The sequence below is a fragment of the Janthinobacterium sp. genome, assembly GCF_009923995.1.
GTDB lineage: Bacteria > Pseudomonadota > Gammaproteobacteria > Burkholderiales > Burkholderiaceae_D > Janthinobacterium.
The window spans coordinates 113554-137251 of record NZ_RFSK01000009.1 but is presented as its reverse complement, the minus strand read 5'-3'; the positions used below and the strand labels follow the sequence as shown (position 1 = coordinate 137251).

Sequence of the window (23698 nt, the reverse complement as noted above, 5' to 3'; positions counted from 1 at the left end):
TTTACATCAGTGTTAGCGTAGATAATTCTGCACGATATTGATTTTTTTAAAAACTTGCGCCGGTACTAACTCATCCATGCATTTTGGCGACGGGTAGATGCAAGTGCTGCACCGGTCTATGACGTGCCCTTGTCCGCACGGACCGCATTCCAGTTCCAGCGTTACCGTATCACAGGACTTACCCCAGGCTCTGAAGCGATGGTGGCAGCTGGAACCGAAAATGCCGGTGACGGCGATGCCCGCCGATGCCGCCACGTGCATCGCTCCGGAGTCATTGCCGATAAACTGGTGACAGTGCCGGAGCAACGCCGCCATTTGCGCAATACTGGTCTTGGCGATCATATTGAGTACTGTGCCCTGCAGTTTTTCTTCAAACTCGGCGCCCAGTGGAATATCTTCCTTGCCACCTACGAGTAAAAATGTCACATGGCGGCCGTGATATCGTTGCTGCAGCAGCGTTGCCAGTTCGACGTAATAGTGCAATGGCCAGCGTTTCAGGATCGAATAGCCGCCCGACAAGCCCAGACCGATCAGCAAGCCATCGGGGTGCTTCTGTTTGTGTTCCGCCAGGAACTCCCGCGCATATGCGGTTTCGTCGGCCGTACTCCAGAATTCGAGTTCCATACTGGCCGGCTCGAAACCCAGATGACGCACGAAATCAAGGTTACGTTCGACTTCATGCTTCAAGCCGTCTGCAGGCAACACTTCAGTGTATAACATGTCGAAGCCAGCATTCAGTAACTGTTTTCGCTGCGTTGCTTTTTCGGTATATGCAATGCGCCGTGGGGCGCCACTGAGCAGGGCAATGAAGCCGGCGTGGTGATCTTCATCGAAACGTGGAACCAAGGCCAGATCCGGTTGCTCCCGGCGAAAATGCGTCCAGCAGAACTTCCAGCTGAGCCAGTGACGGAACAGCAGACTTTTTGCCAGCGAGCTCCCCCAGTCATAACGATAAATATGATCTATATGCGGGCAATGACGGACCATATCGTAGATGCGTGGATGGACGACCAGTTTGATTTCGGCGTGGGGATACGCGTGGCGTAATTCACGTAACAGCGGCGAATTCATGGAGCTGTCACCGAGCGTCTGATCTAGACGGACCACCAGGATGGTGAACTTCGCATTTTCCTGTCTGCGTGAGAACAATGCCAGGATGCGCTCGCACAGTAAAGCCATGACGACGCTGAGCAGCATGAAGACGCGGATAAGTGTTTTTTTTAACATGTTTAAATACTATCTGGCCAATTTTCTTAGCAAGTAACTTTGAATAATAAAATTAAGCGATTCCATCGCCAGGATGGAAAATAAAGCACCATATGCGCCGAATCGTGGTACCAGTAACAACATTGCCACGCTCAGGAAGCAAAAATTCCAGATCGCCACAGCGGTCATGAATTTGTACTTGCCGTGTGCCTGGATGGCCGCGGTACTGATCAGATTGCCACATTTAAACATCAAAATCAGCCCTGTCAGATTCAGCATCGGCTGGGCCGCGCTATATTGCGCAAAGGCGTAGACGAGCAGGACATTGGCCAGCATGAGCACGACGAGCAAGGCCAGCAGGGCGTACATGGCCATGACCTTGCGGTAGCGCAGATTGACGGCATTGCCTGCATCCAGCGAGCTCTTCAACGATGTGGCGATGTGTCCGTAGGCATTGACCGCCAGTGCCCCGGCAATGAACTGAAACGGTTCAACCAGGCGTACAGCAAACGCATACAATCCCAGCTCTTCCGCACTGCGGAATTTTTCCAGGAAAAAGACGTCCATGCGTCCGTAGGCGATCCCCAAAATGGTCGCTGCGGCGATCGGCATCGTCATTTTCAACAAGGTCATCATGCCAGCGACGTTCAAGTGGGACAGCCCCTTGCGGATGACGGGCACCTTGAAAATCAAGAACAGCCCTACCAGAGCTTCAGTCGCCGGAATCGAAAAGAAGGCCAATGCAGGATTGCTGGAAAACGTGAACAAGCTGTAAAAAACGATCAGCGACACTGCCCCTGCTGCACCCACGAACAAAGTGATATGGCGCCCGCGCATCTTGGCGATAAAAAAATTGATCGGCAGGTTCATGATCAAGGGCGACATGATCATGAAGGCAAACGGCAAGGTCGACCAGAATTGTCCCGGCCGCAGGTGGAGCATGATGGCCACGCCAGCGCCTGCCGTGACGAGGCCCAATATTATTTTGGCACACATCGCCGCGCCGATGGTGCGCTTTAGTACGGCCTTGTCGCGGTGTGATGCATATTCGCGCATGGTATACGTGTCGATACCGAAGTCCGCTACCAGGCGGCCGATTTCCGCGACCGTGAAAAACAGGGCGATGGTGCCAAAGTAGGCGGGTTCGGAATAGCGCGCCGCGATTAGGAGGGCGAAAATCCGTACACCGAATGATGCCCCCCGTATTAATGCCGTAAGTATCGAGTTTTTTAGTATGCTTTTGAACAAGATGATCTCATCGGGCGTGCAGCCAGTGTCTGATGTACCGGCTTACGCCTTCTGCAACTGTGTAAAACGGAGCATCGTAGCCAGCCGCCCGCAAGCGTGAAATGTCAGCCTGGGTGAACGATTGATACTTGCCGATCAGCGCATCGGGAAACTTGATATATTCCAGGATACCTTGCGCAACCATTTCTTCGCGGGACAGCGGCGCCAGCGACTCCATCTCGCGGCAAGTGTTGACGGAGGCGATGGCGATGTCGTTGAACGGCTGCGACTGGCCCGTGCCCAGGTTGAATATGCCCGATTGTTCGGGATGGTCGAGGAACCACAGGTTGACCTTGACAACGTCTTCGACGGAGACAAAATCGCGCAACTGGCCGCCGTCAACATAGCCGTCACGGCCTTCAAACAGCTTGACCTTGCCGTGCTCGCGGTATTGATGGTAATGGTGAAAAGCCACCGATGCCATGCGCCCCTTGTGTTCCTCGCGCGGACCGTACACATTGAAGTAGCGGAAACCCACCACTTGCGCGGTCAGGCTGTCCATGCGCTCGCGTACGATCTGGTCGAACAGGAATTTCGAATAGCCGTATACGTTGAGCGGTTTTTCAAATTCGCGCTCTTCCTTGAAAATGCTGCCGCCGCCGTATACGGAGGCGCTGGATGCATACATGAACGGCACTTTCTGTGCCTGGCAGTAATCGAGCAGGGCGAGTGAATAGCGGAAGTTATTTTCCATCATGTACTTGCCATCCGTTTCCATCGTGTCGGAGCAAGCGCCTTGATGGAAAACTGCGCGAATCTTGCCATCGTATATGCCGCTGGCCAGCTTGCCGAGGAATTCAGTCTTGTCGATGTAGTCGCTGATGTCGCAATCGACCAGATTGCGGAATTTATCGCCACGCGTCAAGTTGTCGACAGCGATGATGTGGCGGTGGCCACGTGCATTAAGTTGTTTGACGATATTTGAACCAATCAATCCTGCGGCACCCGTTACAACAATATACATAATTTCTCCTAGCTGAACAGTTCGTCTTGGGTTACCACGGCCGTACCCAACTTGCCGACGACGATGCCAGCGGCGCGATTGGCGACGCTGATGGCTTCTTCGTAATCGTAGCCATTGGCCAGCATCAAACCCAGAGTGGCGATCACAGTATCGCCGGCGCCGGACACGTCGTACACTTGCAGTGCAACGGTAGGCTGGTGCAGCACTTCGTCGCCCAGGTAAAGGGACATACCCTCTTCGCTGCGGGTGACCAGCAACGCATCGAGCTGCAGGGACGCGCGCAGGGCTTGGGCCTTGGCGGTCAGGGCCGCTTCACTGGACCAACTGCCTGCCACGGCCTGGAATTCGCTGCGGTTAGGCGTGAGCAATGTTGCGCCTTTGTAATGACTGTAGTCATTGCCTTTGGGATCGACCAGTACAGGTTTGCCGAGCGCGCGTGCGGCAGCGATCATTTTTTCGGCGTAACGCAGGCAGCCCTTTCCATAATCGGACAGGATCACCAAGTCGTGTTCGCTGACCAGCTTGGTGTAGATGTCGAGCTTGTTGGACAGGATTTCTTCGGTCGGCAACTCTTCAAAATCGATGCGCAGCAGCTGCTGTTGGCGTGACAGGACGCGTAACTTGACAGTGGTCGAAATATTGTTGTCACGATACAACTCGGTATGTACGCCATTGTCTTTTAGTAAGCTTTCCAGTGTCGTGCCAGCTTCGTCAAAGCCGATGACGGAGAGCAAGGTGACAGAGCCGCCCAGGCTGGAGATATTGCGCGCGACGTTTGCCGCGCCGCCAGCACGATCTTCCCGATGGCTGATCTTGGCGATTGGTACTGGGGCTTCCGGCGAAATACGATTGACATCGCCGAACCAGTAACGATCCAGCATAACGTCGCCCACCACCAGAATTTTTGCTTTCGACAAATTATTTTTGTAAGGATGGTTGACCATAATATGAGTAATTGATGTAAGCGACATTGCCGCCCGGTTCATGCTTGGGCACGGACCGGGCGGCAGGCACAATTAATGTTGACAGAGTTTCAGCGCGGCATCCCATTGGGGGAGGGGGCCGAAACGTTCGATCAACTTGGCACAAGACAGCAGGGAATACATGGGGCGCGTCGCCGGCAAGGGGTATTCCGCCGTCGTGATGGCGTGGACTTGTACTGGCTGGGGCGGCGGTGAGTTGCGCAGGATTTCTTCTGTAAAGCCAGCCCATGAAGTACGGCCCTGGGCCGTAAGATGGTACAGGCCGCCGTGTTCACGCCACCATGCCGCGCTATCGGCGGCGGCAAGCGACTGGCTGACGATATGGGCCGTGACATCAGCAATGGTGCGGCACCAGGTTGGCGTACCGGTTTGGTCGCCTACGATACGCAATTCGCGTCGGTCTTGCGCCAGGCGCTGCACGGTCAGCAAGAAATTTTTGCCGCGTGCGCCATACACCCAACTGGTGCGCAAAATCAGGTGCGCTACGCCGGAGGCCTGGATGGCTTGCTCGCCAGCCAGTTTGCTCTTGCCGTAGATATTCAGGGGATTGGTGGCATCCGTTTCCACGTATGGCGCTGTGGCGCTGCCATCAAATACATAGTCGGTGCTGTAATGGATCAGCATGGCGCCCAATTTGCGGGCTTCCTCGGCCATCACGGCCGGGGCTTGCGCGTTCACCAGCATTGCCATGTCCTCGTCGCTTTCCGCCTTGTCAACGGCGGTGTAGGCGGCAGGATTGATGATCAGATTTGGTCGGATGGCACGTATTTGCTCGCGCACCTGCTCCAGGTTGCTCAAGTCCATTTCTTCGCGACCCAGCGCGATCACCTCGCCGATGCCTTGAAAGCTGCGTTCGAGTTCGTATCCGACTTGTCCGGTCTTGCCGGTGATCAAAATCTTCACGCAAATACCTCTGCTGCCGCTAACAGCGTACCCTGCAGGTCTTTGCCAGACAGCAGCGGTTCACCATCCAGTGGCCAGGTGATGCCCAGTGCGGGATCGTTCCACAGCAAGCTGCGTTCGAATTGCGGCGCCCAATAGTTTGTGGTCTTGTAGAGGAATTCGGCAGACTCGCTGGTGACGACGAAGCCATGCGCGAAACCTTCCGGTATCCACAATTGGCGTTTGTTTTCCGCAGATAAAGTCACGCCCACCCAGTGACCGAACGTGGGCGAACTGGCACGCAGGTCAACCGCGACGTCATACACCTCGCCCGAGACTACACGCACCAGCTTGCCCTGAGCTTGCTGGATCTGGTAATGCAGACCGCGCAACACGTTCTTTGCCGACTTCGAGTGGTTGTCCTGGACGAAGTTGGCGGTAACGCCAGTCAGTTCCTGGAAACGCTTCTCGTTGAAGCTTTCATAAAAAAAACCGCGATCATCGCCAAAGACTTTTGGCTCGATGATTAATACATCAGGAATGGCAGTAGTATGGATTTGCATGGTTTACTTAAAAAATCTTGTCATTCAATAGACGCAACAAATATTGCCCGTAGCCATTCTTTTTCAGTGGTTGAGCCAGTTTTTCCAGTTGGTCGACGGTGATGTAACCTTTGCGGTATGCAATTTCCTCTGGGCAGGCAACTTTCAAGCCCTGGCGATGCTCGATGGTGGCAATGAATTGTCCTGCTTCGAGCAGGGATTCGTGCGTGCCCGTATCGAGCCAGGCCATGCCGCGGCCCATGCGTTCCACTTTCAAGGTGCCGCGTTCCAGGTAAACCCGATTGACATCGGTAATTTCCAGTTCCCCGCGCTCCGATGGCTTGATGGTGGCGGCGATATCGGCGATTTCGTTATCGTAGAAATACAGACCGGTGACGGCGTAATTCGATTTTGGCTTGAGGGGCTTTTCCTCAATGCTGATGGCATGATGATTGTCATCAAACTCGACCACGCCATAACGCTCGGGGTCGTGCACATGGTAGGCAAATACCGTGGCGCCATCCGTGCGGGCCGATGCCGCCGCCAGGCTCGATTCGAAATCGTGACCATAGTAAATATTATCACCCAAGATCAAGGCCGCCGGGGCATCGCCGAGGAACTCGCGGCCGATGATGAACGCTTGCGCGAGACCATCCGGCGTCGGCTGAACTTCATAGCTCAGGTTAATGCCCCATTGCGTGCCATCGCCCAGCAATTCGCGGAAGCGGGGCGTATCGGATGGTGTGGAAATGATCAGAATATCGCGTATTCCCGCCAGCATCAACGTGGTCAAGGGATAGTAGATCATCGGTTTGTCGTAGACCGGCAACAGTTGCTTGGAAACCGACATGGTGACAGGATACAGGCGCGTGCCGGAACCACCGGCCAGGATAATGCCTTTACGGGTTTGTTGCGCTGGCATCAGGTGCTCTCTTTCTGCGTGCTGCGCGCGGCGTAATTTTTCTCCAGCCAGCCCTGATATGCGCCGGACTGCACGTCGTGGACCCATTCATCATTGTCGAGATACCACTGTACCGTCTTGCGAATGCCCGTATCGAAGGTTTCGGCCGGCTTCCAGCCCAGTTCGCGCTCGATCTTGCGAGCGTCAATGGCATAGCGGCGGTCATGACCAGGACGGTCGGTTACATAGGTGATTTGCGCGCGGTAGCTGCCGCCGGCACTTTTCGGTTCGAGTTCATCGAGGATGTCGCACAGGGTATGTACTACGTCCAGATTGGCCTTTTCGTTCCAGCCGCCGATGTTATACGTTTCGCCCAGGCGACCATCGGCCAGTACGCGACGAATGGCGGCGCAGTGATCGCTGACATACAGCCAGTCGCGGATCTGCTGGCCATCGCCGTAAATGGGCAAGGACTTGCCAGCGCGCGCGTTGGCAATAATCAGCGGAATCAGTTTTTCCGGGAAATGATAAGAGCCGTAATTGTTCGAACAATTCGTCGTCAGTGTCGGCAGGCCATAGGTGTGATGATACGAGCGCACCAAGTGGTCGGAAGCTGCTTTGGTCGCAGAATACGGGCTGTTGGGCGCGTAAGGGGTCGTTTCGCTGAACGGCGCGTCGTCAGGCCCCAGGGTACCGTAGACCTCGTCGGTGGAGACGTGCAGGAAGCGGAACGCCGCGCGCTCTTCCTCGGGCAAGGCTAGCCAGTGGACGCGGGTCGCCTCAAGCAGGCTGAAGGTGCCGTTGATGTTGGTGCTGATGAATTCTGCTGGACCATGAATGGAACGGTCAACATGGCTCTCGGCAGCAAAATGGATGATCGCACGGGGTTTATGTTCCGCGAGTAATTTTGTCAGCAAGGCGCCATCATTTATATCGCCTTTGACAAACAAATGCCGCTGATCATTTTGTAGCGATTGCAAATTTTTCAGATTTCCCGCATAGGTGAGCTTATCTAAATTAATGACATGCTCATCACTCTGCGCCAACCAATCCAGAACAAAATTTGAACCAATAAAGCCTGCTCCACCCGTTACTAAAATCATCTGAATTTCCTGTGCGAAAAATACAACTAGCTTTTAATTATAATTCAAAACACCTTAAATTGCCATGTTTGCAGCTATTTGGCGTGTGGGGTGATGCCCACGCCCAATGTGTCTGAGAGGGAGGGGCCGGCGTGGATCACGTGACGTTCCAGCAACACCGACACCCCGCCAAGCGAAGGGATGGGGCCTCGCTTGCGCATCGCGGCCTGTAGTGTTTATTGAAACGCGCAGCAAATCCCATTTTGTTACATTTGCTTGCTTTTTTTCTCGCGCCAACACGTAAGTGGCAATGCATAAGAAAGAGTAAAAATATTATATGTTTATGTTTTATGTTTAATCTCAATTGCATTCGTACCGACTGTTTCAGGCGCCATTGGACTGGGATGGTGGTGATTGTCGGATGGGGCGTAGCATCCCTGGAGCCATGCAAGGCCATTATCGGATGGTGTTCCCAGTGGCGTTCAGTGCGTGCATTCAGCGTGCGGGCAGGCTTGGCGCGAAGTATCGCGATCCGATGGCACGCGGCCAGTATCTATATGGCACATGACACACACGGCTCTCGCTGTCACAGACCTGCCGCATTATAATTTTGCTATTGCTGGCGAGTATCCTGCCGGTGCCGTTCCCGCCCAGGACGGCGGTCAGCGTGAGCGCGTACGTTTCTCAGTACTGCATCTGTTCCGGCAGTGCATAAGGACTGGACTGTCGGTTGCTTACTCTTTTTGGGTCTTGCCGTAGCAATGCGGGCACGACACCTCATACACATACTCAGGAGCCAGCTGCTGGCGCGGCGTGACGACGGTGCGGCAGACGAAGCACTGCACGGTTTCCGTCGGTTCCAGCTTGGGATTCAGGGCCGTGCGGTAGTCGAAGACGAAGCAGTCGCCCGTGTAGTGCTCGCCGCCCACTTCCTCGAAATACTTCAGGATGCCGCCGTCGAGCTGGTACACGCTGTCGTAGCCGATTTCTTTCATGTGGATGGCCGCCTTTTCGCAGCGGATGCCGCCCGTGCAGAAGGTGACGACGGTCTTGCCTTCCAGTTCGTCCTTGTGGGCGGCGGCCACGGCCGGGAATTCCGTAAACTTGTCGATGCGATAATCAAGCGTATTGTTGAACGTACCGACGTCCACCTCGAAGGCGTTGCGCGTTTCCATCATGACCACGGGCTTGCCGGCATCGTCGACGCCGGCATCTAACCAGCGCTTGAGCGTGTGCGCGTCGACGGACGGGGCGCGGCCCAGTTCCGGCTTGATCAGCGGCATGCGCATGGTGATGATTTCCTTTTTCAGTTTCACCAGCATGCGCTTGTGCGATTGCTCGTTCGATAAGCTTTCCTTCCATTCCAGGTCGGCCAGGCGCGCGTCGCTGCGCACCCACGCGAGGAAGCTGTCGATATGCTCGCGCGTGCCCGACAGGAACATGTTGATGCCTTCCGGCGTCAGCAAAATCGTGCCCTTCAGGCCCAGCGCCAGGCATTGCTCCTGATACAAGGGGCGCATGGCTTCCGTGTCGTCCAGCGTAATGAATTTATACGCTGCAATATTGACAAATGTGGTGGCGGGCGTGGCGGCCAGCGGGCTGGCGGCGGCGGAAACGGTTGGTGCTGCTTGGGTGTTGGCTTGCATGATGGCGATCGGCTTAGACTGAACAGCCGATATTATAAGCCCGGCGGGCCAGGCGGGATACCCGGCAAGCCACGTTTTGCCGTGCCGGCGGGCTGTGCGCGGCAGGAATTTCTTGCCTGCAACTGGGGGCCGCGTCGCCGGTCCGGGGCCGCGACGCGGTAGAATAGACCCCATTGAATTTTGCACGAAACGGTACACAGGATGGAAATGGTAATGCAAGAGGCCGGCGCTCCGGCAGGTTCACCGCAAGCGATGCAGCAGGCCCCGCAAGGGCCCGGATTTGTCCACCTGCGCGTGCACTCGGAGTACTCGATCGTCGACGGCCTGGTGCGCATCGACGACGTGGTGAAGGCGGCGGCCAAGGACAAGCAGGTGGCGCTGGCCGTCACCGACCTGTCCAACCTGTTTGGCATGGTCAAGTTCTACAAGGAAGCGCGCGGCAAGGGCATCAAGCCCATCGTCGGCGTCGACGTGTGGATCACGAATGACGACAACCGCGAAAAACCGTCGCGCCTGCTGCTGCTGGCAAAGAACCGCATGGGCTATCTGCAACTGTGCGAACTGCTGTCGACGGCCTGGCTGACGAACCAGTACAAGGGCCGCGCCGAGTTGCGCATCGAGTGGCTGCAGGCGCTGGCGACGAATACCTACGACCTGTACCCGGGCGAGAGCGCGGCGAATGGCTTGATCGCCCTGTCGGGCGCGCACTTCGGCGATGTCGGCATCGCCATCGAGAATGGCAACCTGGCCCTGGCCGAGCGCAACGCTCAGCGCTGGGCCGAAATTTTCCCCGGGCATTTCTATGTCGAGATCCAGCGCGGCGGCCAGGCCAACCAGGAGGCGCAGGTGCGCCATGCGGTGGCCCTGGCAGCCAAGCTGGGCTTGCCCGTGGTGGCCACGCATCCCGTGCAATTTATTTCCCCTGAAGAATTCATTGCCCACGAAGCCCGTACCTGTATCGCCGAAGGCGAAATGCTGGCCAACGCCAAGCGGGTGAAGCGCTTCAACGACAGCCAGCGCTTCCTGTCGCAGGCCGACATGGCCGAATTGTTCGCCGACTTGCCGGCTGCGCTGGCCAATTCCGTGGAAATCGCCAAGCGCTGCAATCTGACCTTGACCCTGGGCAAGCCGCAGCTGCCGAACTTCCCCACGCCGGACGGCATGACGATCGACCAGTTCCTCGTCGCCGAATCGCAGGCGGGCCTGGAAAAACGGCTGGTACAGCTGTATCCGGACGCGGAGCGGCGCGAAAAGGAGCGTCCGCGCTACGAGTCGCGCCTGAAATTCGAGACGGACACAATTTGCAACATGAAGTTCCCCGGCTACTTCCTCATCGTGGCCGAGTTTATCCAGTGGGCCAAGGAAAACGGCGTGCCCGTCGGCCCGGGCCGCGGTTCGGGCGCCGGTTCGCTGGTGGCATATTCGCTGCTCATTACCGACCTGGACCCGTTGCAGTACAACCTGCTGTTCGAGCGCTTTTTGAATCCTGAACGCGTCTCCATGCCCGACTTCGATATTGACTTTTGCCAGGAAGGGCGCGACCGCGTCATCCAGCACGTCAAGGATTTGTATGGCAAGGAGGCCGTCTCGCAGATCGCCACCTTCGGTACCATGGCGGCCAAGGGCGCCATCCGCGACGTGGGCCGCGTGATGGACTTCGGCTACAACTTCTGCGACGGCATTTCCAAGCTGATCCCGTTCAAGCCGGGCAAGCCCGTGTCGATCGCCGACGCCATCGAAGAGGAACCGCTGCTCAAGGAGCGCCTGGAAAACGAGGAAGAGGTCAAGCAGCTGCTCGACCTGGCGCAGCAGGTCGAAGGCATCACGCGCAATATCGGCATGCACGCGGGGGGCGTCCTGATCGCCCCGGGCAAGCTGACGGATTTCTGCCCGCTGTACACGCAGGGCGGCGATTCGGGCGTCGTGTCGCAGTACGACAAGGATGACGTGGAAGCCGTCGGCCTCGTGAAGTTCGACTTTTTGGGCTTGACCACGCTGACGATTCTCGACCGCGCCGTGCGCTACATCAAGCAGCTTGATCCTGCGCAAGCCAATTTCGACCTGGCGACCTTGCCGCTGAACGACAAGCCGTCCTACGACCTGCTGACCAAGGCCAAGACCGTGGCCGTGTTCCAGCTGGAGTCGCGCGGCATGCAGGGCATGCTGAAAGACGCGCGTCCCGACCGCTTCGAAGACATTATCGCGCTGGTGGCGCTGTACCGTCCGGGCCCGATGGACCTGATTCCCGACTTCTGCAAGCGCAAGCACGGCGAACGCTTCGACTATCCCGATCCGCGCACGGAATCGATTCTGTCCGAAACCTACGGCATCATGGTGTACCAGGAGCAGGTGATGCAGATGGCGCAGATCGTCGGCGGCTATTCGCTGGGCGGCGCCGACATGCTGCGCCGCGCCATGGGTAAAAAGAAGGCCGAAGAGATGGCGGAGCACCGCGAGATCTTCCGCGCCGGTGCGGCAAAGGATGGCTTGACGGCGGAAAAGGCCGACGAGATCTTCGACTTGATGGAAAAGTTCGCCGGCTACGGTTTTAATAAATCGCACGCCGCCGCCTACGCCCTGCTGTCGTATCACACGGCCTATTTAAAAGCGCACCACACGGCCGCCTTCATGGCCGCCAACTTGTCGCTGGCCATGGACGACACGGACAAGATCAAGATCCTGGTGGAAGACTCGCTGGAAATCTGCAAGCTGACCTTGTTGCCGCCGGACATCAACGAATCCGATTACCGCTTCACGCCGAGCGGCGCGGCGCCATCCGTGAGCGGCAAGAAAGTCACGCAGATCCGCTATGGCCTGGGCGCCGTGAAGGGGTCGGGTCAGAACGCCATCGAAGCCATCATCGCCGCGCGCGAGGCGGGCGGGCCGTTTACCAGCCTGTTCGATTTCTGCAAGCGTGTTGATAAAAAGCAAATCAACCGCCGCACCATCGAATCCCTGATCCGCAGCGGCGCCTTCGACTGCCTGAAGGTCGATCGCGCCATCCTGCTCGCGTCCGTGGCCTTCGCCATGGAATGCGCCGACCAGGCGGCCAAGGCGGCGAATCAGGTGAGCCTGTTCGGCGGCGACGACAGCGACATGGTGGCGCCGCCCGAGTACGTCAAGGTGCCCGTATGGACGGACAAACAGCGCTTGACGGAAGAAAAGATCGCGCTGGGCTTCTACCTGTCCGGCCACCTGTTCGATTCGTATGCGCCCGAGGCGCGCCGTTTTGCCCGTACGAAACTGTCGGAACTGTCGCCGTCGCGTGAACCGCGCATGATGGCGGGCGTCATCACGGGCTTGCGCACGCAGATGACGCAGCGCGGCAAGATCCTGATCGTCACCCTGGACGACAAGAGCGGCACGGTGGAAGTGACGGTGTATGGCGAATTGTTTGATGCCAACAAGAAAATCTTCAAGGAAGATGAATTCCTCGCCGTCGTCGGCAAGGTGTCGGAAGACCGTTTTTCCGGCGGCCTGCGCATCACGGCCGAGAGCGCTTTCGACATCATCGCCGCGCGGGTGCAGTATGGCCGCCAGTTGGGCCTGACCCTGCCCACGACGCTGGACATGAAACGCATCAGCGATGTCATCATGCCGCACCGGGCCGAGGATGGCTTGCCGATCGCCGCCAAGGTCAGCCCGCAGGGCGTCAGCTGCGTGCTGCAGTTTGGCGACGCGTGGCGGGTAGCGCCATCGGATGAATTGCAGACGGCACTCGAGCAGGTGCTGGGCGCGCAAGAGGTGGCGGTCGAATACTGACCGGTACCGCCCGGCGCATGTAACAAAGCCAAACCGCAGACATGCTGGTTTGGCTTTTTTCGTTTACATGTCTTTCAGGCCCGTGATCGCATAACCCTTGGCGGCGATCTGCTGGTGCGGCTGTTCGATATGGTAGTCGGGCAAGATCTCGGCATCGTCGGCCACTTCACTGGCGCGCACTTCGAGTTGCCAGTCGGTATTGGTCACTTCTTCCGGAATGAGCTTTCCTTCCGGCACGGCGAGGTAGGAAAAAATGCCGTCGTGCTCGGCCCGGCGGTAGATATCTACACGCATGAATGCCTCCTAGTAAGCGTTGGGGGAACCGGCGCACGGGAAGTGCCTTCCGATAGCGCTAGCGTAACAGGATTGTGGGACGGGCGGGTTTCAGGCGTGTGCTGCAGAGGGAACCGGGGCGGTGCGGAAGTGGTGGCTGGCGATGACGCGGGGGCGGGGCGTCGTATGCTTGCCGGGGAAAGTCAGGCGATGGCGGAAGCGTAGTCGTCGTCGAGATCGGACGACTGGTGCAGATCGTTGGCGGCTGGCGTGGCGTTGGCCATGGCGACCTGGGCCGGGTTGCGATGGGCGTCGAGGCCGCTACGCAGGCTGCTGATCATCGCCAGCGTCAGTTCATGGCGCTTGCGCGCTTCCGAGCGTTTTTTCGAGGGAATGTCTTCCATGGCGGGCAAGGGCAGGTTTTCGCATGGCAAATCAAAATCGCCATCCGGGCGTGCCTGCGCCCCCAGTTCTTGCCAAAGGGTATTGTAATCGGCGAACAAACGGCCTTTCTTGGCGGAATGGTGCACGGTACGGTTGGCGTTGCCTACCAGCATCATGTTGCGGCAGCCATGCTCATGCCCCAGCTGGCGCACGAGGCGCACCATCAGGGCCTTGGGACGCATGCCATGCAGGTCGCGCGTGGCGTCGCGCACGCGGCGCAAGCCTTCCGCGCCCCGCGGACCCTGGAGGCAGCCGATGCCCACGCCCATGCTGGCGCGGGCGCGGGAACCGAAGAAGGTGAAGGCCACGGAATAGATCACGTCATTGCCGTGCGCTAGTTGCAGGACCATCTCGCCTTCGCGGTCCATCGGTTGCAGCGAGCACAGCTGCAGATGGTAGGGCGCGCCCGATTTTCCCGCTACCGTCCCCAGCCGTACTGGCGCATGGGCAGCCTGGGCCATCAGCTTGCCCCAGCCTTGCTGCAGGATGAAATGATAGTGTTCGACCAGCAAGGTGACGCGCTGTTGGCAAGACAGGTTTTTGCTCAGGTAGTGGCGATAGATCTTGTGCATCAGGCGGGGATACGCTTGCAGCAGATCCGCAAAAACGGGATGGGAATTGAGCAGTTGCAGCCAGATACGCGTCTGCCGCTGCTGCAGGCGTGCCCGCAACTGCAGCTTGAGCAGCTCACGCACGCGGGAGAAACCGGGGGACATGTTGGTGAGGCCAGCATGCAGGGTAATTGCTTGTGTCATCAGGCACTTTCCAAGGTGAGTGAGGATGAGGGGAGGGCCGGCATCGGATGCAGGCGGTAATGGCTCAGGCTGGCGGCGGCCCGCTCATGCCGTCCGTGTCGGCCAGCAACACGGTGGCGCAGCGCGTGGCACGCGCCAGCTTGCGCGCCAGGGTGCCGGAAAAGCGGCGCTGCCACGGGCTGTGCTTGAGGGCCGGCAGGACGATTTCATGGCAACCCAGCAATTCAGCCGTGTCGAGTATCGTGAAGAGCAGTTCGCCAGCGAAAATGTGGGTGCTGAAGGCAATATGCGAGCGGCTCAGGTACAGACCTGCCTCGTGCATCATCTGCTGCGTTGCCGGGTCCAGCGTATCGCCGTCGCCAGCGCTCTGCTGCGGCACGCCGTCCGCGGGCTGGAGCGGTGCGGGCGTCACGTGCAGCAGGCGAACGCCCACCTTGATGCCCCATTCCTGCAAGCGTTTGGCGTAGCGGGCACCGTAGATGATGTCGCTGGCGTGCTTGACGGGCAGCAACAGCAACAAGGTATCCTGGCTGCAGGCGACCGCGGCGCTGTCTGGGGCGCGGTGGCGTTGCGGGGCAGGGCGCGATGCATGCATGGGCGTGCTGGTCAGGGGAGGGAAACCGTGCCATCTTATCTACGCCGGTTGTCCGTGTAAATTCGCGAAACAGCGTACGGGTTTCCCTTATGCCGGCCTGTCTTTAATAGCGGTAAGTGACGTACACCGCACCGATCGGGGCCGTCTTGCGTTGCACGATGGGGCTCTTGGCCGCGTCGCCTATGCGGCGCTCGACGCCGACGAGGGTGTTGACGGCCCAGTTGGCGTCGATGCGGTGTTCCCAGTTCACGGTAGCCTGGGCTTCGTAGAAGCCGCCCTTCGGCGTGTATTGCTTGAACGAGGTATTTGCCGCCTGCTGCGCCGTCACGCCATACATGGTCTGCACGTATTTGCGCTCGCCCCAGCCCAGCTGGCCGCCGATGGACACGCTGTCCTGCTGCATGCCCCGCGCATCAGCCCGGCCGTAGATCTGGCCGCTGGCGCCGAAATGCACGTTCGCGCCATTTTCGCGGTTCGACAGGGGAATGTCGCTGGTGACGCTCAGCGACAGGCCGGGCAGGGGCGCATAGCCGGCGCTCAGCAGGGCGCTGGCATTGCCCTTGACTTCGCCCATGCCCTTCAGGAAATCGCTGCCGCCCCAGCCGTTGATGCCCTTGCGCTTGTGGTCTTCGCGGTTGCCGCGGTAGCCCAGGGCCGCGCTGTAGCTGAAGGGGCCGGCCTGGCCGCCGTAGCCGATGCCGCGCGAGGTGCTGATGAACAGGCCGTTGGCCATGGCATAGTCGGCAATGATCAGCGGCGAGGCGGACAGCTTGTCGGAGCCGGAATAGCTGGAAATGGCGGCGACGCCGCCGCCGATGGTGAAAACGTTGCCCGAGGCGGGTTCGGCAGCTGCGGCGGCCAGCGGGTTGAGAGTCAGGCCGCAGGCGAGGGCCAGCGAGGTCAGCAGGGTTGTGGGTGTGTGCATGGCTTTTCCGTCAGGTGGAGAACCGAGTCCGGAGTGGCTCGATTGACTGCCGACAGTATCGGCCTGTGCCATGAAGGAAAAATGAGCCTTTTATTAAGATTGCATGAAGAAGCCGTCTTTACCCATTCTTCAGCTTGCGGTGGTTTAATAGTAGGCATGAAAATACTGCTGATAGAAGACGATATGGACCTGGGCAATGGCGTGCGCATCGCCCTGCGCGACCAGGGCATGCAGGTGGTCTGGGTGCGCAGCCTGGAAGATGCGGCGCGCAGCATCGAGCACGACAGTTGCGAGCTGGTGCTGCTGGACCTGGGCCTGCCCGATGGCGACGGCCTCGACCTGCTGGCCCGCTTGCGCGCGGCGCGCCTGCCCGTGCTCATCCTCAGCGCCCGCGATACGCTGGAACAGCGCCTGCGGGGCCTCGATGGCGGCGCCGATGACTATCTGGTGAAACCGTTCGTGCTGGCCGAGCTGCTCTCGCGCGTGCGTGCCCTGGCGCGCCGCAGCTACGGCTTCGATGGCGACACCATCGAGCTGCGCGGCCTGCTGCTGCAGGTGCCTACGCGCCGGGTCAGCGTGCACGGCCGGCCCGTGGAACTGACGGCCAGCGAATATGCCTTGCTGAAAACCCTGCTGATGCGCGCCAACCGGGTCATCACGCGCCGCGTGCTGGAAGAGCATATCCTGCCTGGCGGCCTGGCCAATGCCAGCAATACCTTGGACGTACACATGGGCAATTTGCGCCGCAAGATAGGCGAAGGCTATATCCGCACCGTGCGCGGCGTCGGCTACGTGATCGACCAGCAGGGCGAGGCGTCTGCCCAGCCGGGACCTGGCGCATGATGGGGCGTTTCTGGGCCATGCTGCGCCGGCCCACGCTGGTGCGCCGCCTGATGATGGCGCAGATGCTGATGCTGAGCGTATTGTGGAGCCTGGCCGTGGCGTATGTGCTGTTCGAGGGCACGGGCGAAGCGAGCACAGTGAGCCGCGGCGTCCTGCACGCCATTATCAGCGTGACTGACAACCTGGCTGAGCAGCCGCAGCGCCAGGCGCAAAGCCTGCGCGCCATCGATGAAGCCCTGCGCGAGGAATTTGAAACGGGACAGGTGCCGGAACTGGCGCCGCGCATCCTGGTCTGGCGCGATGGCAAGCTGGTCTACAAGTCGCCCGATGCGCCCAGCGGCATCCGCAGCGCCGGTCCCGAGCAGATGGAAGTGATCTACATCAAAGGCCAGGCCTGGCGCAGCCGCAGCCTGGCCGAAGGAAGCACGCGCGTGACGGTGCTGGAGGTGGGCGGGGCCTGGCAATTCTTTATTACGATCAATTCACGCGGCTATTACCTGCTGCCACTGCTGATCAGCCTGCCGTTCCTGCTGTTGCCCGCCTGGCTGTCGATCCGCCTGGCCATGCGGCCGTGGCGCAAGGTGGCGCAGGAAGTGGCGTCGCGGGGACCGCAGGATCTGCGCCCGCTGGCGTTCAAGCCGCCGCACGGCGAGCTGGCGGCGCTGGTCGACAACATCAATGCGCTGTTGCAGCGCGTCGATGCCAGCGCGGCGCGCGAACGCAGTTTCATCGCCGATGCCACGCATGAATTGCGCACGCCGCTGGCGGCCATGCGCGTAAATGTCGAAGCCTTGCAGGGCCAGACGCACGATCCGCGCCAGCAGGAGTTGCTGGATGGCATCTTGAACAGTGGCAATCGCGCCGCGCGCCTGGTGGGGCAGCTGCTGCAGCTGACGCGCAACGAGGTGCAGGCGGAGGCGGGCGAGCGCCAGCCGCAGGTACTGGACGTCTTGCTGCAGGACCGGCTGGCTGCCCTGTCCGGGCTGGCGCAGGGCGGCGATATCGAACTGGAATTGCAGGCCAGCGTGTCGCTGTGCGTGCCGGGCCAGCGCGAGAGCCTCGTTTCGCTGATCGACAACCTGGTGGAAAACGCCATCAAGTACAGCCCGCGCGGCAGCAGCGTGACGGTGTCGCTGCATGCGGAACGGGGCCAGGCGGTGCTGCACGTGGCGGATCAGGGGCCGGGGATCGCGCCGGCCCTGTACGAGCGCGTCTTCGACCGTTTCTTCCGCGCCCCGCAGCAGGGGCAGCCGGGCAGCGGCCTGGGCCTGTCCATCGTCGCCTCGGTGGTACGCCAGCATGGCGGCTCGATTAAGTTACATCGAGGTAACGGCGGCGTGGGCTTGCTGGTGGAAGTGCGGCTGCCGCTGGCACCAGTCGGCTAGCCTCGACAGGGGGATATGGGTGTTGCATGAAGAGCATCATGTGTGCATATAGCGCAATACGTCATGGCGTGGCGCGCGCCTGCGATGCATAATGCGGAACAGTCAGAAAACACCGTACATGCGACCATCCCTCTCTTCCTACCTGCAGTATCCCGCCTTCGTCGGCCTGTACCTCCTGTTCGACTGGGCCACGTACATCGATCCGATGTACGGGCTGAACATCACGCCGTGGAATCCGGACCCTTCGCTGGGCCTGGTCTTCTGGCTGATTCACGGCCGCAAGGCCGCCTTGCCGTGGTTTATTGCCCTGCTGGCCGGCGAAGTGTTCGTGCGCGGCATGCCGGCGGGCCTGCCGCTGACCTTGCTGTGTTCGGCGTGGCTGGTGCTGGGCTATGGCGGCATCGGCGCGGCCCTGCGCCGCGGATTCACCAGCAGCGACATCTTCGACAACCGGCGCCGCCTGAGCAGCTGGCTCGCCATCGTGCTGCTGGGCACGATGTTCAATGCGCTGGGCTATATTTCGCTGCTGTCGCTGACGGGGCGCATCCCGGCCGGCGAATGGGCCACGGCAGCGTTGCGTTTTGGCATAGGCGACACGGTCGGCATCGTCGTGTCGATGCCGCTGATCTGGGTGCTGGTCAGCGAGCGGGGGCGCGAGCGCCTGCGCTCGGCCGTCTGGCGCTGGGAAACCCTGGCGTATCTGGCCCTGGCCAGCTTCGTGCTGTGGAGCGTGTTCGGCTCCATCGTGCGCTCCGAGTACAAGCATTTCTACTTCCTGTTTCTCCCCGTGATCTGGGCCGCGTCGCGCCAGGGCTTGTATGGCGCCGTGGTGGCCGTATTTGTGCTGCAGCTGTGTATCATTACCCTGGTGAAATGGTCGCATGCGGTGAATATCCAGTTTTATGAGTTGCAGCTGCTCGATGCCGTGCTGGCGCTGGTGGGTTTTTTTATCGGCATCGTCGTCGATGAAATGCGCCAGGTGGCCGATGAGCTCAAGCATACGATGCGCCTGGCGGCGGCCGGCGAGATGGCCGCCGCCCTGGCGCATGAGCTGAACCAGCCGCTGACGGCCCTGTCGACCTATGGCAAGGCGTGCGAATACCTGCTGGAGCGGGGCGAGAGCGGGGCCTTGCTGCAAAGCGCCGTCGGCCATATGATCGTCGAATCGGGGCGTGCCGCCGAAGTGGTGCGCCGCCTGCGCGATTTCTTCCGCACGGGCGCGATGCAGCTCGAGGCGGTGGAGGCGGGCGCCTTGATCGACGGCATGGCGCGTCAGTTTACGCCGCTGTTCCATGAACATGGCATCGAGCTGGTGCTGGCGCCGCCATCGCCCCTGGCCGTCAACGCCGACCGCCTGCAGATCGAATTGGTGTTGCGTAACCTGCTGGCCAATGCCCAGGATGCGGTGCTGGGCCAGCCGCGCGGCCAGCGCCGCATCACGGTGTCGGCCGAGCAGCTGGAAGGGGGGCGGCTGCGGCTGTCCGTGGAAGACAGCGGCCCCGGAATCTCGAATAGCCTGGCGGCGCGCCTGTTCGAGCCCTTCGTGTCTTCCAAGGCCAGTGGCCTGGGGCTGGGGTTGGTGCTCAGCCGTGCCATTGTCGAAGCGCATGGCGGCCAGCTGTGGGCCGAAGTGGGCCAGCATGGCATTTTTCGTTTTGTCCTGCCCCTGGCGCGCGCCAGTGCGGCCGCAACAGGAGAATCTGGTGACAAGTAATCTGACCGTGTTTATCGTCGACGACGACCCCGCCGTGCGCGATGCGCTGGGCTTGCTGCTGGGCGTGCGCGGCTACCGTACGGCCCTGTTTGCCTGCGGCGAGGATTTCCTGCATGGCTGGCGCCGCGAGTGGGCCGGCTGCCTGCTGATCGATATCCGCATGTCGGGCATGGATGGCTTGAGCCTGCAAGCGCGCCTGCAGGAGCTGGGCTGTTTGTTGCCAGTCATCATCATCACGGGCCACGGCGACGTGGCGCTGGCGCGCCAGGCGTTCAAGGCGCAGGCCAGCGATTTCCTGGAAAAGCCGTTTGACCATGACAAGCTGCTGGCGGCCATCGATGAAGCATTCTCGCGCGAGGCGCATGCCCGCGGTCAGCTGATGCGCCAGGTGGAGGGGCAGGCCCTGCTGCGTGCCCTGACGCCGCGCGAGCGGGAGGTGATGCAGCTGGTGGTGACGGGGCAGCACAACCGCGATATCGCGCCGGCGCTGGGGATTTCCGTGCGTACGGTGGAGGTGCACAAGGCCCGGCTGATGGACAAGCTGGGCGTCGACAACGTGGCCGACCTGGTGCGCATCAGCATGCTGGGCGGCACGTAAGCAGTGCCGCGCCGGCTAGGCGATCGCCTTCAATACTTGCTCGACTGAAATAGCCTTGACCCAGTCGCTGCGCCGCGCCACCGTGATGACGGTGCTGTTGTCGCTGTCGAAGGGCGCCCATTCCGGGTTCTTCTTGCGCATCAGCGCCACCACGGGCACATGCACGGCATTCGCCAGGTGCATGATCGACGTTTCCACCGAAATGACCAGGTCGCATTGCGCCAGCATGGCTGGCAGCTGGAAAAAGTTGTCGACGGCACTGAAGGCTTGCGTACGCGGCAATTTGTGGGCCTGCACCATGGAATTGACCTTGGCCAGCTCCTGCGGCATGGCATTGATCAGGAAACAGGCATTTTCCCATTTCGGCATTTTTTGCATGCGCGCGATCAGTTCGGCAATGCGCTCGAGCGGCCAGCCGCGCTTGTGCGACTTGGCGAACGGGTTCAACAGGACGAGGGGACCCTGGCGCGGCGTAAAGTTCCAGGCGGCCAATTGCTCCTGCGCCTGCTGCAAGGCCTGCTCGGGAATGTGCACGAAGGGGTAGCGCTCGGCGACCGGAATATCGAGTCCCGTCAATTGGTGGAACCAGTCCGCATAGACGCTGCTGATGTGATGTTCGCCCGCATCCTGTCCCGCATATGACGCCAGCACGGCGTCGATCTTGCGGTAGGCAAGGGAATGCCAGGGGCGCAGCGGGCTGAACGGTTTGCGCGTGCCGATCACCAGCCCTTTGGGGGTGATGGCACGGGCCAGGTCCGCATACTGCTGCGGCCGCACGTGGGCCAGCGACACGACGATCGGATAGTGTTCCGCCTTGGCTTCGCGCAGCGACTCTTCGTACAGTGCCGGACTGTAGGTCTTGCGGTACACCTTGGCGAACAGGCCCGACTGCTCGACCCAATCGTACAGCGAATAGTTACGCAAGCCTTCCCACTGCGTGGCATCGGACGTGCGCCGTACCTCATCGACCCACAAGTGCATCTGGACATGGGGATAGGCTGCGGCAAAGGCGCGAAAGCCGTTTTGCAGATAGGTGAAGTCTCCCAGCGCCAGATGGGCGATGAACAGAATTTTTTCCGACTTTTGCAGAAGTTCGGGGGGAATCAAAGGCGTCATGTATCAGTACGATTTCAGGTATTCATTCGATGGTATCAAACCACTTGCTGGGAAAATTGCAGGCGATGCAGATTCGCATACGCGCCGTCGGCGTCCAGCAACTGCTGGTGACTGCCGGTTTCCATTATTTTCCCATGCGACAATACCACGATACGGTCCGCACGTTCAATTGTTGATAGTCGATGAGCAATAACTAGTGTCGTTCTGCCTTGCATCAGGTGCTCCAGCGCCGCCTGGACGGCCCGTTCCGCCTCCGTGTCGAGTGCCGAGGTGGCTTCATCGAGGATCAGGATGGGAGCATCCTTGTAAATGGCGCGGGCGATGGCCACGCGCTGGCGCTGGCCGCCCGACAGGCGCGAGCCGTTGTCGCCCAGGCGCGTTTCCAGTCCTTCGGGCAAGCCTTCGATGACGTCCGACAGGAAGGCCGCGGCCGCCGCCGCCTCGATGCGCTGCCGGCATGGCGTCGCGTCGCCATAGGCGATATTGGCGGCCAGCGTGTCGTCGAACAGCACCACCTGCTGGCTGACCATGGCGATCTGGCTGCGCAGGCTGCTCAGGGCGATGTCGTCGATATTCTGTCCATCGAGCAGGATCTGGCCGCCGGTGGCCGAGTAAAACCCCGGCAGCAGGCTGACCAGGGTGGATTTGCCGCCGCCGGACATGCCGACAAAGGCGACCGTCTGGCCGGGGGCGATGCTCAGATTGATATGCTGCAGGGCCAGTTCCTGATGGGCAGGATAGGCAAAGCTGACATCCTGGAAATCGATGCGTCCGCTGCAGCGGCCCGCCAGCGGCTTGCCGCCCTCGCGTTCCGGCGTCTTGTCGATCAGCAAAAAGACCTCTTCCGCGGCGGCCATGCCGCGCTGCAGGGGGCCGTTGACTTCGGCCAGCTGTTTCAGCGGCGTCAGCAGCATCAGCATGGCCGTGATGAAGGAAACGAAGCCGCCCACCGTGATCTGGCCCTGTTCCGACTGGAACAGGGCCATCACGATGACCAGGGCCACGGCGGCAGCCGTGATCACCTGCGTGATGGGCACGGTGGCGGAAAAGGTGGTGGTCATGCGCATGCTGTAGCGGCGCAATTGTTCGGCGCGCTCTTCGAAGCGCGCCTTCTCGTACTGCTGTCCGCCGAAGATCTTGATCACTTGCTGGGCACGCGTGGTCTCCTCGATGACCTGGGTCAGTTCGGCGTTGACGGCCAGCGAGTCGCGGTTGAGTTTTTTCAGGCGCTTGCCCGTGGTGCGCACGACGATGGTCAGCACGGGCAGCAGCACCAGGGTGACCAGGGTCAGTGCCCAGTTCAGGTACAGCAGCCAGGCCAGCAGGCCCAGCACCGTCAGCGAGGAGCGCACGATCGAGGTAAACACCTTGGTCACCATTTCGATGATTTGTTGTACCTCAAACATGATGGAATTGATGACCTTGCCGACCGTGTGCGTGTTGTAGAAGTCGATGGGCAGCTTGAGCATGCTGGCAAACATCCGGCGGCGCAGTTCGTTGAGGATGCGCGTGGAGACATAGCTCATCAGGTAGCTGCTGGCGAACGTCGAGGCACCGCGGATGGCGAAGATGCCGATGACGATCAGCGGTACCAGCCAATAGGAAAATTCAACCTTGCCGCCGAAGCCATTATCTAGAAGCAACTTGAGCGCATACGGCAACAGCGGTTCCGTTGCGGCCGTGACGACCATCGCCAGCAGGGCCAGGGCCAGGTGTTTCTTGTACGGCGCATGCAGCGCGGTGAGGCGCTTCAGGTCAGGTGTTAGCATCAGTATGATTCCTGGCAGGCAAGGCA

20 protein-coding genes are annotated in these 23698 nt (G+C 60.1%); 5 read left to right on the top strand and 15 right to left on the bottom strand.

Annotation, left to right across the window (positions count from 1 at the left end; genetic code table 11):
- Positions 1-12: 12 nt before the first annotated feature.
- The 9 genes from EBS11_RS07275 to EBS11_RS07235 form a co-directional block, all read right to left on the bottom strand.
- Positions 13-1227 (bottom strand): glycosyltransferase family 9 protein, encoded by a 1215-nt coding sequence (locus EBS11_RS07275; RefSeq protein WP_290601663.1) that lies wholly within the window; start codon positions 1225-1227, stop codon positions 13-15.
- A gap of 9 nt (positions 1228-1236) precedes the next feature.
- Positions 1237-2454, bottom strand: a complete 1218-nt coding sequence (locus tag EBS11_RS07270; RefSeq protein ID WP_290601661.1) for an oligosaccharide flippase family protein — start codon at positions 2452-2454, stop codon at positions 1237-1239.
- Positions 2455-2461: 7 nt separating this feature from the next.
- Entirely contained in the window at positions 2462-3457 is a 996-nt protein-coding gene (gene rfaD, locus EBS11_RS07265; RefSeq protein ID WP_290601659.1) for an ADP-glyceromanno-heptose 6-epimerase, read from the bottom strand.
- Between the two features lie 8 nt (positions 3458-3465).
- Positions 3466-4401, bottom strand: coding sequence for a D-glycero-beta-D-manno-heptose-7-phosphate kinase (gene rfaE1 / locus EBS11_RS07260; RefSeq protein WP_290601658.1), 936 nt, complete (start codon positions 4399-4401; stop codon positions 3466-3468).
- Positions 4402-4473: 72 nt separating this feature from the next.
- Positions 4474-5343 carry a dTDP-4-dehydrorhamnose reductase gene (gene rfbD / locus EBS11_RS07255; RefSeq protein ID WP_290601656.1) on the bottom strand — a complete coding sequence of 290 codons (870 nt, stop codon included), beginning with the start codon at positions 5341-5343 and terminating at the stop codon, positions 4474-4476.
- Complete coding sequence (gene rfbC, locus EBS11_RS07250; RefSeq protein WP_290601654.1) at positions 5340-5885, bottom strand: dTDP-4-dehydrorhamnose 3,5-epimerase; 546 nt, start codon at positions 5883-5885, stop codon at positions 5340-5342. The genes rfbD and rfbC overlap by 4 nt, the downstream gene beginning before the upstream one ends.
- A 7-nt stretch (positions 5886-5892) precedes the next feature.
- Positions 5893-6786: a glucose-1-phosphate thymidylyltransferase RfbA gene (gene rfbA / locus EBS11_RS07245; RefSeq protein WP_290601653.1), complete on the bottom strand. Its 894-nt coding sequence runs from the start codon at positions 6784-6786 to the stop codon at positions 5893-5895.
- Positions 6786-7868: a dTDP-glucose 4,6-dehydratase gene (rfbB, locus tag EBS11_RS07240; protein ID WP_290601651.1), complete on the bottom strand. Its 1083-nt coding sequence runs from the start codon at positions 7866-7868 to the stop codon at positions 6786-6788. The genes rfbA and rfbB overlap by 1 nt, the downstream gene beginning before the upstream one ends.
- Before the next feature lie 713 nt (positions 7869-8581).
- Positions 8582-9493, bottom strand: coding sequence for a sulfurtransferase (locus EBS11_RS07235; RefSeq protein WP_290601649.1), 912 nt, complete (start codon positions 9491-9493; stop codon positions 8582-8584).
- A 213-nt stretch (positions 9494-9706) separates the two neighbouring features.
- Here EBS11_RS07235 and dnaE point away from each other — a divergent pair, with 213 nt between their 5' ends.
- A complete protein-coding gene (dnaE, locus tag EBS11_RS07230) occupies positions 9707-13255 on the top strand; it encodes a DNA polymerase III subunit alpha (RefSeq protein ID WP_290601647.1) in 3549 nt (1182 codons plus the stop codon).
- A 63-nt stretch (positions 13256-13318) separates the two neighbouring features.
- Here dnaE and EBS11_RS07225 read toward each other — a convergent pair whose 3' ends face one another.
- The 4 genes from EBS11_RS07225 to EBS11_RS07210 all read right to left on the bottom strand — a co-directional run bounded on the left by EBS11_RS07225 (position 13319) and on the right by EBS11_RS07210 (position 16247).
- On the bottom strand, positions 13319-13549 hold the full coding sequence (locus EBS11_RS07225; protein ID WP_131685369.1) for a DUF6139 family protein: 231 nt from the start codon (positions 13547-13549) through the stop codon (positions 13319-13321).
- Positions 13550-13731: 182 nt separating this feature from the next.
- A complete protein-coding gene (locus EBS11_RS07220; RefSeq protein ID WP_290601646.1) occupies positions 13732-14727 on the bottom strand; it encodes a VirK/YbjX family protein in 996 nt (331 codons plus the stop codon).
- Positions 14728-14791: 64 nt separating this feature from the next.
- Positions 14792-15247 carry a universal stress protein gene (locus EBS11_RS07215; RefSeq protein WP_290601644.1) on the bottom strand — a complete coding sequence of 152 codons (456 nt, stop codon included), beginning with the start codon at positions 15245-15247 and terminating at the stop codon, positions 14792-14794.
- Positions 15248-15425: 178 nt separating this feature from the next.
- The gene (locus EBS11_RS07210; RefSeq protein ID WP_290601642.1) at positions 15426-16247 is read right to left on the bottom strand and encodes a MipA/OmpV family protein; all 822 of its coding nucleotides are present in this window, start codon (positions 16245-16247) and stop codon (positions 15426-15428) included.
- A gap of 156 nt (positions 16248-16403) precedes the next feature.
- On the opposite strand from EBS11_RS07210, the gene EBS11_RS07205 reads away from it, so the two are divergent.
- From EBS11_RS07205 to EBS11_RS07190, 4 genes are all read left to right on the top strand, one after another.
- Positions 16404-17090, top strand: coding sequence for a response regulator (locus EBS11_RS07205; RefSeq protein WP_290601640.1), 687 nt, complete (start codon positions 16404-16406; stop codon positions 17088-17090).
- Positions 17087-18475, top strand: coding sequence for an ATP-binding protein (locus EBS11_RS07200; protein WP_290601639.1), 1389 nt, complete (start codon positions 17087-17089; stop codon positions 18473-18475). Before EBS11_RS07205 ends, EBS11_RS07200 begins: the two co-directional genes overlap by 4 nt.
- 118 nt (positions 18476-18593) lie before the next feature.
- Positions 18594-20189 carry an ATP-binding protein gene (locus EBS11_RS07195; protein WP_290601638.1) on the top strand — a complete coding sequence of 532 codons (1596 nt, stop codon included), beginning with the start codon at positions 18594-18596 and terminating at the stop codon, positions 20187-20189.
- A complete protein-coding gene (locus tag EBS11_RS07190) occupies positions 20179-20787 on the top strand; it encodes a response regulator (protein WP_290601636.1) in 609 nt (202 codons plus the stop codon). The genes EBS11_RS07195 and EBS11_RS07190 overlap by 11 nt, the downstream gene beginning before the upstream one ends.
- Positions 20788-20802: 15 nt before the next feature.
- Here EBS11_RS07190 and EBS11_RS07185 read toward each other — a convergent pair whose 3' ends face one another.
- Together EBS11_RS07185 and msbA are read right to left on the bottom strand one after the other, a co-directional pair.
- Positions 20803-21903, bottom strand: coding sequence for a glycosyltransferase family 9 protein (locus EBS11_RS07185; protein ID WP_290601635.1), 1101 nt, complete (start codon positions 21901-21903; stop codon positions 20803-20805).
- Positions 21904-21938: 35 nt separating this feature from the next.
- Positions 21939-23672, bottom strand: a complete 1734-nt coding sequence (gene msbA, locus EBS11_RS07180) for a lipid A export permease/ATP-binding protein MsbA (protein ID WP_290601634.1) — start codon at positions 23670-23672, stop codon at positions 21939-21941.
- Between the last annotated feature and the right edge of the window lie 26 nt (positions 23673-23698).

Coding starts and splice junctions, on each gene's coding strand:
- EBS11_RS07185 (WP_290601635.1), bottom strand. CDS start 21,903: ATGACGCCTTTGATTCCCCCCGAACTTCTGCAAAAGTCGGAAAAAATT.
- rfaE1 (WP_290601658.1), bottom strand. CDS start 4,401: ATGGTCAACCATCCTTACAAAAATAATTTGTCGAAAGCAAAAATTCTG.
- rfbA (WP_290601653.1), bottom strand. CDS start 6,786: ATGCCAGCGCAACAAACCCGTAAAGGCATTATCCTGGCCGGTGGTTCC.
- msbA (WP_290601634.1), bottom strand. CDS start 23,672: ATGCTAACACCTGACCTGAAGCGCCTCACCGCGCTGCATGCGCCGTAC.
- EBS11_RS07195 (WP_290601638.1), top strand. CDS start 18,594: ATGCGACCATCCCTCTCTTCCTACCTGCAGTATCCCGCCTTCGTCGGC.
- EBS11_RS07210 (WP_290601642.1), bottom strand. CDS start 16,247: ATGCACACACCCACAACCCTGCTGACCTCGCTGGCCCTCGCCTGCGGC.
- EBS11_RS07200 (WP_290601639.1), top strand. CDS start 17,087: ATGATGGGGCGTTTCTGGGCCATGCTGCGCCGGCCCACGCTGGTGCGC.
- dnaE (WP_290601647.1), top strand. CDS start 9,707: ATGCAAGAGGCCGGCGCTCCGGCAGGTTCACCGCAAGCGATGCAGCAG.
- EBS11_RS07225 (WP_131685369.1), bottom strand. CDS start 13,549: ATGCGTGTAGATATCTACCGCCGGGCCGAGCACGACGGCATTTTTTCC.
- EBS11_RS07220 (WP_290601646.1), bottom strand. CDS start 14,727: ATGACACAAGCAATTACCCTGCATGCTGGCCTCACCAACATGTCCCCC.
- EBS11_RS07275 (WP_290601663.1), bottom strand. CDS start 1,227: ATGTTAAAAAAAACACTTATCCGCGTCTTCATGCTGCTCAGCGTCGTC.
- rfaD (WP_290601659.1), bottom strand. CDS start 3,457: ATGTATATTGTTGTAACGGGTGCCGCAGGATTGATTGGTTCAAATATC.
- rfbC (WP_290601654.1), bottom strand. CDS start 5,885: ATGCAAATCCATACTACTGCCATTCCTGATGTATTAATCATCGAGCCA.
- EBS11_RS07235 (WP_290601649.1), bottom strand. CDS start 9,493: ATGCAAGCCAACACCCAAGCAGCACCAACCGTTTCCGCCGCCGCCAGC.
- EBS11_RS07205 (WP_290601640.1), top strand. CDS start 16,404: ATGAAAATACTGCTGATAGAAGACGATATGGACCTGGGCAATGGCGTG.
- rfbB (WP_290601651.1), bottom strand. CDS start 7,868: ATGATTTTAGTAACGGGTGGAGCAGGCTTTATTGGTTCAAATTTTGTT.